Origin of the sequence: Herbaspirillum sp. B65 (assembly GCF_000333555.1) — a bacterium.
Lineage (GTDB): Bacteria > Pseudomonadota > Gammaproteobacteria > Burkholderiales > Burkholderiaceae_D > Herbaspirillum > Herbaspirillum rubrisubalbicans.
In genome coordinates this window covers 1-9385 of record NZ_BADI01000959.1, presented here as the reverse complement: position 1 = coordinate 9385, position 9385 = coordinate 1, and the positions used below count along the sequence as shown (strand labels likewise).

Below are 9385 nucleotides of genomic sequence, written 5' to 3'. Positions count from 1 at the left end.
AGGAACCATCGCCACCCGCAAGGCCAGCCAGAACGCCATCCAGGCCTATGCGCAGGCGCTGCCGGAATTCCTGGGCGGCTCGGCCGACCTGACCGGCTCGAACCTGACCAACTGGAAGGAATCGGTGGCCGTGCGCGCTGACCAGCGCGGCAACCACATCAACTACGGTGTGCGTGAATTCGGGATGAGCGCCATCATGAACGGTATCGCCCTGCATGGCGGCTATCTGCCCTTCGGCGCGACCTTCCTGACCTTCTCCGACTACAGCCGCAATGCCCTGCGCATGGCTGCGCTGATGAAGATCCGTTCGCTGTTCGTGTTCACCCACGACTCCATCGGCCTGGGCGAAGACGGCCCCACCCACCAGTCGGTGGAACACGTCTCTAGCCTGCGCCTGATCCCCAACCTGGACAACTGGCGTCCATGCGACACCACCGAAACCGCGGTGGCCTGGGCCGAGTCGATCAAGCGTCACGATGGTCCGAGCACCCTGATCTTCTCGCGCCAGAACCTGCCGTTCCAGGAGCGTACCGACGCCCAGGTCAAGGACATCGCCCGCGGTGGCTACGTGCTGCGCGATGCGCCCAACGCCAAGGTGGTGCTCATCGCCACCGGCTCCGAAATCGAACTGGCCACCAAGGCCGCCGACGCCCTGACCGCTGAAGGCATCGCCGTGCGCGTGGTGTCGATGCCCTCGACCGACGTGTTCGACCGCCAGGATTCGGCCTACAAGGCCACGGTGCTGCCGCGCGGCGTCCCGCGCGTGGCCATTGAAGCCGGCGTGACCGCCTTCTGGCACAAGTACGTGGGCCTGGAAGGCGCCGTGGTCGGGATCGATACCTTCGGCGAATCGGCCCCGGCTGGCGTGCTGTTCAAGCACTTCGGTTTCACTGTCGAGAACGTGGTGGCCAAGGCCAAGGCAGTACTGGCTTGAGCAGTCTGGTGTCCATGACTGAAGAAGTCCTGTTCCGTCGCGCCCGCAAGGGCGACGCGGCGTCGATTGCCGGTGTGCGCATCGACGCCTGGCGCGCCGCCTATCGTGGCCTGGTGCCCGATAGCTATCTGGATCACTTGAAGCCCGAGGAAAGTGTCAAGCTGTGGGAGCAGGTGCTGGAAGCGTCTTCGGACGCCGCCTGCACCTTCGTGGCCGAGAGCGGCGGCGAGATCATCGGCTTCGCTTCCGGCATGACCTTGGCGGAGTCGCGTTTCGGCTGCGACGCCGAGCTGACCGCCATCTGCGTGCTGCCCGATGAGCAGCGCAAGGGAATCGGCAAGCGCCTGCTGGCCAACGTCGCCGCCACCCTCATCCGTGCCGGCGCGACCGGCCTGATGACCTGGGTATTGAGCAAGAACGAAGGCGCCGGGGAATTTTTCGAGTCACTCGGGGCCGAAAGGCTTTATGAACAAACGTTCACCTGGGATGATGGCAGTGAACTCGACGAGATCGGTTTCGTCTGGCGCAAGCTCCACTCCTGAGCGGGTGAGAGCGGTAAGCCACGGATAGGCAGGATCAGCAGGGCAGGCAGGGACGGCAAGAACAACTGAACAAAAAGGCCGGAAAAGAAGGATTCATGTCCGACTGGCAGCGCCGCAAGGGTGCAAGCTGCGGACAGGTCGCTTTCCCGACTACCGGTTTGCATTGATTTTTACTACTTGAGGAGAAGAGCATGGCAATTCGCGTAGCAATCAACGGTTATGGCCGCATCGGCCGCAATATCCTGCGCGCTCACTACGAAAGCGGGCAAGAAGCACGACATCGAGATCGTCGCCATCAACGACCTGGGCGACCCGAAGACAAATGCCCCCCTGACCCAGTACGACACCGCCCATGGCAAGTTCCCCGGCACCGTGACCGTGAATGGCGACTCCCATCGTTGTCAACGGCGACCGTATTCAAGTTGCTGGCCCAGCGCAACCCTGCCGAGCTGCCCTGGGGCGAGCTGGTGTTGGACGTGTGCTGGGAATGCACCGGCTTCTCACCCACCAAGGAAAAGGCCAGCGCCCACATCAAGGGCGGCGCCAAGAAGGTGATCATTTCCGCTCCGGGCGGCAAGGACGTGGACGCCACCGTCGTGTTCGGCGTCAACCACGGCGTGTTGAAGGCCTCCGACACCGTGATCTCCAACGCCTCTTGCACCACCAACTGCCTGGCCCCGCTGGTGCAGCCGCTGAACGACAAGATCGGTCTGGAAAACGGCCTGATGACCACCGTCCACGCCTACACCAATGACCAGGTGTTGACCGACGTCTATCACGAAGACCTGCGCCGCGCCCGTTCGGCCACCCAGTCCATGATCCCGACCAAGACCGGCGCTGCTGCTGCGGTCGGCCTGGTGCTGCCGCAACTGAACGGCAAGCTGGACGGCTACGCCATCCGCGTGCCGACGATCAACGTGTCCATCGTCGACCTGTCCTTCGTGGCTTCGCGCGACACCACCGTGGATGAAGTCAATTCCATCCTGAAGGCCGCTTCCGAATCCGGTCCGTTGAAGGGCATCCTGACCTACAACACCGATCCGCTCGTCTCGGTGGACTTCAACCACAATCCGGCATCGTCCAACTTCGACGCTACCCTGACCAAGGTCTCCGGCCGTCTGGTGAAGGTCTCGTCCTGGTACGACAACGAGTGGGGCTTCTCCAACCGTATGCTCGACACCACCGTGGCTCTGGCAACGGCCAAGTAAGACGCGTCGATTGGCCTTCCGGTCGGGAAGTTCCTGGCCGGGAGCGTCAATTTCAGGGCTGTTTCCGTTTCTTTTCCTCGTATGCAAGTCGCTTTGCCGAGGTGAAAATGGGGAATCAGCCTGCAAAAGGAGTACAAAGGCTGTTGCTGGCGTGGCGCTGGCAATGGCCTTTTGTTTATTTGTTCATTTATTTCTCCGTTTGCGCTTTGCCCGAACAACAAGAGCAACCGACCCAATGAGGGAACGCATGTCCGCAAGCTCATCCCAGGCCCCTCGCCTGTGGGCCAACCTGGCCCTGATTTGCGCCGTCAGCTTGTCGCTGTCCGCGTGTGACTATGTCAGCAGCTTTTCCAAGCCCAAGCAGACCCCGGAAGAGGCCAAGGCAGAAGGCATTGCGCTGGGCGCTGGCTGCCGCCAGGCCGGTCAGAGCCTGGAAGACTGCTACCAGCGCAATCCCGATGCCTTGAAGGCCGGTATCTTTGCCGGCTGGAAGGACATGCACGAATACATGGCGGCCAAGGGTATCCAGACCGTGACCCCGCCGGCCCCGGCGGCCGATGCGACCAAGGATGATGGCAAGGGCAAGGATGATGGCAAGGGCAAGGATGGCAAGGACAAGGATGCCAAGGACAGCGACCGCAGCAGCCGTTCCCGCGATCGCGATTCCAGCCGCGACAATGCCCGCTCGCGTGACCGCGAAAGTTCCTCCTCCTCGCGCGACGCCAGCAGCGACCGCCGCGCCAGCCGCGATGAGAAGACGCCGCCCAAATATTGAGATTGATTGAGCTCAGGGAGCAAACGCGAGACAGTTGCAGTCCCGTTTGCCGCCCGGTAACATCCTGATGCCCCGCTTGCGGGGCATTTTTCATCAGCCGGCAGGGGGAAGCGCCGGCTCTCAGAAAGCCGGTGGTCGCTTGTCGCGGCATCCGGCCAGGACAAAACAAGCATAACGACATGAAATCACATTCGACGCCCATGCCTGCCGCACTGTCGGAGCACGTTCCCGAGACCGCCTTCGGGCTCTGGTTCCTGCGCACACCAACCTGGACCCTGCACGTGCTGGAACGCGCCATGCTGGATCTGGAGCGTTTGATTCCCCAGCGTCGCAGCAGCTATCCGGTGGTGGCTGATGTGGGCTGCGGCTGGGGCCGGTCGCTGAAGAAACTGCAGACTCGTTTCGCACCGCAGCGTCTGATCGGCATGGACATCGACCCGGCCATGATCGAGGCCGCTCGCGCCGAGGCCGACGCCGAGGGCCTGCGCGCCGAATTCATCCAGTGCTCCAGCTCGCAGATGCGGCTGGAAGACAGCAGCGTGGACCTGCTGTTCTGCCACCAGACTTTCCATCATCTGGTGGACCAGGAAGAGGCGATCCGCGAGTTCTACCGCGTGCTCAAACCGGGTGGCATCCTGCTCTTTGCCGAGTCGACCAAGCGCTATATCCACTCGTGGATCATCCGCTTGCTGTTCCGCCATCCGATGGAAGTGCAGAAGACTGCGGAACAATACCTGGCCCTGGTACGCAGTGCCGGCTTCCAGGTGGCGCCGCAGTCGATTTCCTATCCCTACCTGTGGTGGAGTCGCGAAGACCTGGGCATTCTGGAGCGCGTCTTCGGCATCAAGCCCAGGGCCGAGCGTGAAGAAACGCTGATCAACCTGGTGGCGGTCAAGCCGCTGGAATAACAGGGCTTCACCCAAAAGATGATCTGCATGAAGAAACGGGATGCACCCTCAGGCGCATCCCGTTTTTTCATTCCTATACCGGCAACAGCATGTCAGCCGAACACCTGCTGCCACAGGCGGATCACGCAAGCCCGTTCATGTTCTACCCGGATCGCATCGATGTGAGCGCGTTCCGAGCCTTGCAGGCGGATCTGGTGTTGCAGCTTGCGGAAGAGACGATAGGCATTGGCCGCTTCGGCGGCCAGCAGGTCATCGATCAAGCCCAGTTGCGCGGCCAGTTTCAAGAGTGCGATGTTGCCGATGTCGCCGGTCAGTTGCGGATGGTCGCAGGCATGGCGCAGCACCAGGTATTGCACCATGAATTCGATGTCGATCATGCCGCCTTCATCGTGCTTGAGGTCGAACATCTGGCTGCGGTTGGGATGGGCTTCGCGCATCCGGCGTCGCATGGACAGCACTTCTTCTTCCAGCTTCTGGACATCGCGTGGCTGGCGCAGCACGCGCTCGCGCAGCGCTTCGAATCGTTCGCCGATGGCGGTGTCGCCGGCACAGAAACGGGCGCGCGTGAGGGCCTGGTGTTCCCAGATCCAGGCGGCGTTCAACTGGTATTTCTCGAAGGAGGAGAGCGGCGAGACCAGCAAGCCACTGGCGCCGTCCGGGCGCAGGGCGATGTCGATATCGAACAGGGTGCCGGCCGGGGTGTGGCTGGTCATCCAGGTGATGAAGCGCTGCGCCAGCTTGGCATACAGGCCCGGTGCCTCCTGGTCGTCGTCATCGTAGAGGAACACCACGTCCAGGTCCGAGGCATAGCCCAGTTCCTTGCCCCCCAGCTTGCCGTAGGCGATCACGGCAAAGCGCGGCACCTCGCGATGGCGCTGGGCGATGGTCTGCCAGACTGCCTCGATGGTCACCTGCACCAGCACGTCGGCCAGGGCCGAGAGTTCGTCGGCCAGCTTTTCGACCGACAGCTCGCCTTCCAGGTCTTGCGCCAGCAGGCGGAACAGTTCAGCGTGGTGCAACTCGCGCAGGATGTCGAGCTGGCGTTCGGTGTCGCCCTCGGCGGCGCTCAACTGGCGGCGGCAGGTGTCGGCGAAGGCGGCCCAGTCGGAGCCGGCCTTGAGGTTGCGATCATCCAGCAATTCGTCCAGCAGCAGCGGGTGGCGCGTGAGGTAGGTGGCCGCCCAGCCGCTGGCGCCGATCATGCGCACCAGGCGCTGCAGGGCGTAGGGATATTCGGTGAGCAGGGCCAGGTAGGCTGCGCGACGGGCAATCGCTTCGAGGAAGTCGAGCAAGCGGCCCAGCGCTGGCAACTGATCGTAGTGCAGTGCCGCCAGCAGCGGCAGGCAGTTGTTGATGACGGTGTTGAGGCGGTTGCGGCTGGCTTCGGGCAGGCTTTGCATCCGCGGCGATTGCCAGGTCAGGTGCAGGCGGCGCGCGCCATCCTCGATGTCTTCTTGCGGGAAGCCGACCAGGCGCAGGGCATCGGTGAGCCCTTCCAGGTTATCGTTTTCGCTGACAGCCACGGTGGGGCCGTCGCTGTCGGCCTCGGATTGCTTGTCGGCAAAGATGGCGTCGAACTGCGTGGCCACGATGGCGCGCTGGCGCTCCAGTTCGTGCAGCAGGGCGGCGCTATCGGCATAACCCATCATGTGAGCCACCAGCAGCAGATCCTCGGGATTGACCGGCAGGGTGTGGGTCTGCGCATCTTCCAGGTATTGCAGGCGGTGTTCCAGGTCGCGCAGAAAGGTGTAGGCCTCCAGCAACTGCGCTACCACCTCGGGTGCCAGCAAGTCCTTGGCGGCCAGGGTACGCAGGGTGGTGCGGGTGGAGCGGTCGCGCAGGTCCGGGTCGCGGCCGCCGCGGATCAACTGGAACACCTGGCTGGTGAATTCGATTTCGCGAATGCCGCCGCGGCCCAGCTTGACGTTGTTGCTGCGGTCGGGATGCAGCGCTTCCTGGCGCTTGACCTCGGCGCGGATCTGGCCGTGCATGGAGCGCAGCGCATCGATGGAGCCGAAGTCCAGGTAGCGGCGGAAGATGAAGGGCCGGCTGATGGCTTCCAGGGCGGCGATGTCTTCGACCGTGCCGGTCAGCGCGCGCGCCTTGGTCCAGGCATAGCGCTCCCATTCCCGGCCCTGGCGCACCAGGTATTCCTCGACCATGTTGAAGCTGGCCACCAGCGGGCCGGAGTTGCCATTGGGGCGCAGCGCCATGTCGACGCGGAAGGTGAAGCCATCTTCGGTGATCTCGGCCAGGGCGCCGATGAGCTTCTTGCCCAGACGCACGAAGAATTCATGGTTGGACAGCGACTTCTGGCCAGCCTCGGCCCGGGTGTCGCCATCTTCGGGGTAGACGAAGATGAGGTCGATGTCGGAAGAAACATTCAGTTCTCCGCCCCCCAGCTTGCCCATGCCCAGCACGATCATTTCCTGTGGTCGGCCCGATTCTTCACCGATGGGCGTGCCGTACAGCGCCACCTGTTCCTGCATCAGCGCCGCCAGATGGGTCCGCACGGCGAAGTCGGCAAAGGCGGTCATGGTGGCCACTACTTCGGCCAAGTCGGCCCGACCGTCGAGGTCGCGCGTGATGAGGGTGCAGACGATGAGGTTGCGCAGGCGGCGCATGGCGCCTGGCAGCGACAGGCCGGCGGCCAGGTCTTGCTCCAGGCGCTGCTGCATGACGGTGCGGTCGATGGCTTGCGCGGCGGTGCTGGTTATCAGGGCGCTGCGGGCCGGGTCGGCCTGGGTCCAGCGGGTGTAGTAGCGCGAGGTGCTGGCATCGACCAGGGAAACTTGATGAACAGGCATAGGCAACCGCAAAGCTCCAGGACAAGGTGTAAAAGTAGGAAAACCGTCAGTCATCGAGCTTCATGCGGGCCCTGACCTGGCTGAAAGGGACAGGGAGCAGGCGTCCAGGGGCTGACAGTCGGCTGACGTTTTCACGCGATCTGCATCAAAAGGGGGATTCTAGCTTCCCTTTTTAAACTTATCGCCGATTTTGCCCCTCATAGCCCCTTTGCACCGATGGCATGGGCCGGTTTTCCATGCGATCATGTTGTCTCTCTGATTCCTTTTTTTGCCGAGCCGCCTTGCATCCTGATGTCCCAAGAACACCATAACGCCACACCCCAGCCCGGTCGTTGGGCGCTGTGCTGGCGATTTGCGCGGGGCAGCTATCGGCGTCTGAACCGGGCCAGCCATCATGTGCTGGGCTTCACCCTGAAGCTGCTGCTGGTGGCCTATTTTGTCTTCTGCGCGCTGTTCCTGGTGCTGCGTTATGCGGTCTTGCCCGAGATCGGCCACTACAAGCCCCAGATCGAACGCCTGGTATCGCGCCAGATCGGTCGCGCCGTCAGCATCGACGACATCGCCGCCTCCTGGCATGGGCTGCGTCCACAACTCGCCCTGACCAACCTTACCGTGCATGACCAGCAGGGCGAGCCGGCCTTAAGCCTGCCGCGGGTGTCCACCACGCTATCCTGGAGCAGCTTGCTGGTGGCGGCGCTCAGGGTGGAAAACCTCAGTATCGAGGGCGCCGACCTGGCCATCCGCCGCGATCCTGCGGGCAAGCTTTACGTGGCGGGTATCCCGGTGCTGGCCGGCGGCGATGGCAGCAGCCTGGACTGGCTCCTGTCGCAGCGCGAAATCGTGATTCGCCACAGCAAGCTGCGCTGGGACGATGAATTGCGCGCCGCCCCGGAGCTGGTGCTGCAGGATGTCAATCTGGTGCTGCACAACCGCTGGCTGCGCCATCGCCTCTCGCTGCGCGCCATCCCGCCGCAGGACATGGCCGCGCCCCTGGATGTGCGGGCCGATTTCAGCCATCCGGCCTTTGCGCGCAGCTCCGATATCTCGCGCTGGAAGGGGCTGCTGTATGCCGACCTGCGCAATACCGAGCTGGCGGTCTGGCGCGCCTGGATCGATTACCCCATCGATATCCGCAGCGGCCGTGGTTCGGTGCGCGCCTGGCTGACGCTGGACCATGCCAAGGTCGCCAACTTCACCGCCGACCTGCGCCTGACCGATTTCCATGCCCGCCTGTCGCGCCAGTTGGACCCGCTCTCGCTCAAGCGCGTCAACGGCCGCATTTCCGCCAGCGAAACCCTGGGGCCCAACCTGGAGGATGGCATTCCTACCTTCGGCACCAATGGTCACCAGGTCACGCTGACCGATTTTTCCATCGAAACCCCGGATGGCTTCGTGCTGCCGCCGACCTCGATTGCCGAGAGTTACGAGCCGGCTACACCGCTCAAGGCCGAGCGTACCAGCGTCAAGGCCAGCTACCTGAACCTGCTGACCCTGTCGCAACTGGCCACGCGCCTGCCGCTGGCGCCCTCGCACCGCAAGCTGCTGGATGACCTGGCACCGCGCGGGGAATTGCATGATTTCACGGTGCAATGGCAGGGTAGTTATCCGGAACTGACTTCCTACCGCATCAATGGCCGTTTCCAGAACCTCGGCCTGAAGGGCTTGCCGGCCCACGTCGAGTCCCACAGGAGCGGGGTCCAGCCGGCGCGGGCACAGTGGGCGGCCTTCCCCGGTTTCAGCAATCTCTCCGGGGAAGTCGATGCCACCGAAAAGGGTGGTTCGGTCAAGGTGGATGCGCGGCAATTGGCGGTGCAACTGCCCGCCGAGCTCTTCAGCGAGCCGATCATGCCGTTTGATACCCTGAGGTTGCAGGCGCGCTGGCAATTCCTGAAGGACCAGATGCTGCAGGTCGACCTGGACCAGATGCAGTTCACCCAACCCGGCGTGGCCGGCAGCCTGCACGGTCAGCACCTGGTGCCGCTGGAGGGCCGTTCCATGGGCAGTGTGGACGTGAGCGGCGAGTTGAGCAGCTTCGACCTCAAGGCTGCGCGCCGCTACCTGCCGCAGCACCTGAGCGAACCCTTGCGCCGCTGGCTCACTGAAGGCCTCATGGCCGGTACCCTGAAGGACGTGCAATTCAAGCTCAAGGGCGCCCTGGCCGATTTCCCCTTCCACACCGCCAAGCCCGGCGACAAGCCGCGCGGCCAGTCC

General features: G+C 63.4%; 6 protein-coding genes and 1 pseudogene. 6 read left to right on the top strand and 1 reads right to left on the bottom strand.

The window, feature by feature from the left end; genetic code table 11:
- The 5 genes and pseudogenes from I5W_RS22615 to I5W_RS22595 form a co-directional block, all read left to right on the top strand.
- Nucleotides 1–934, top strand: a 934-nt coding sequence (locus tag I5W_RS22615) for a transketolase-like TK C-terminal-containing protein (protein WP_044530940.1), incomplete at its 5' end; no start/stop codon positions are given.
- A gap of 14 nt (nt 935–948) precedes the next feature.
- The gene (locus tag I5W_RS22610; RefSeq protein WP_199901789.1) at nt 949–1476 is read left to right on the top strand and encodes a GNAT family N-acetyltransferase; all 528 of its coding nucleotides are present in this window, start codon (nt 949–951) and stop codon (nt 1474–1476) included.
- 191 nt (nt 1477–1667) lie between these two features.
- Nucleotides 1668–2684 (top strand): annotated as a pseudogene (gap, locus tag I5W_RS22605) (type I glyceraldehyde-3-phosphate dehydrogenase).
- Between the two features lie 247 nt (nt 2685–2931).
- A complete protein-coding gene (locus I5W_RS22600) occupies nt 2932–3459 on the top strand; it encodes a hypothetical protein (protein WP_044530938.1) in 528 nt (175 codons plus the stop codon).
- A gap of 179 nt (nt 3460–3638) precedes the next feature.
- Nucleotides 3639–4367: a class I SAM-dependent methyltransferase gene (locus I5W_RS22595; protein WP_044530937.1), complete on the top strand. Its 729-nt coding sequence runs from the start codon at nt 3639–3641 to the stop codon at nt 4365–4367.
- A gap of 92 nt (nt 4368–4459) precedes the next feature.
- Here I5W_RS22595 and glnE read toward each other — a convergent pair whose 3' ends face one another.
- On the bottom strand, nt 4460–7174 hold the full coding sequence (glnE, locus tag I5W_RS22590; protein ID WP_199901788.1) for a bifunctional [glutamate--ammonia ligase]-adenylyl-L-tyrosine phosphorylase/[glutamate--ammonia-ligase] adenylyltransferase: 2715 nt from the start codon (nt 7172–7174) through the stop codon (nt 4460–4462).
- Nucleotides 7175–7465: 291 nt separating this feature from the next.
- On the opposite strand from glnE, the gene I5W_RS22585 reads away from it, so the two are divergent.
- On the top strand, nt 7466–9385 hold a 1920-nt coding region (locus tag I5W_RS22585), incomplete at its 3' end, for a YhdP family phospholipid transporter (RefSeq protein WP_044530941.1).

What these genes read in the sequence shown, in the direction of transcription:
- I5W_RS22610 (WP_199901789.1), top strand. Translation starts at nt 949, where the DNA reads ATGACTGAAGAAGTCCTGTTCCGTCGCGCCCGCAAGGGCGACGCGGCG.
- glnE (WP_199901788.1), bottom strand. Translation starts at nt 7,174, where the DNA reads ATGCCTGTTCATCAAGTTTCCCTGGTCGATGCCAGCACCTCGCGCTAC.
- I5W_RS22595 (WP_044530937.1), top strand. Translation starts at nt 3,639, where the DNA reads ATGAAATCACATTCGACGCCCATGCCTGCCGCACTGTCGGAGCACGTT.
- I5W_RS22600 (WP_044530938.1), top strand. Translation starts at nt 2,932, where the DNA reads ATGTCCGCAAGCTCATCCCAGGCCCCTCGCCTGTGGGCCAACCTGGCC.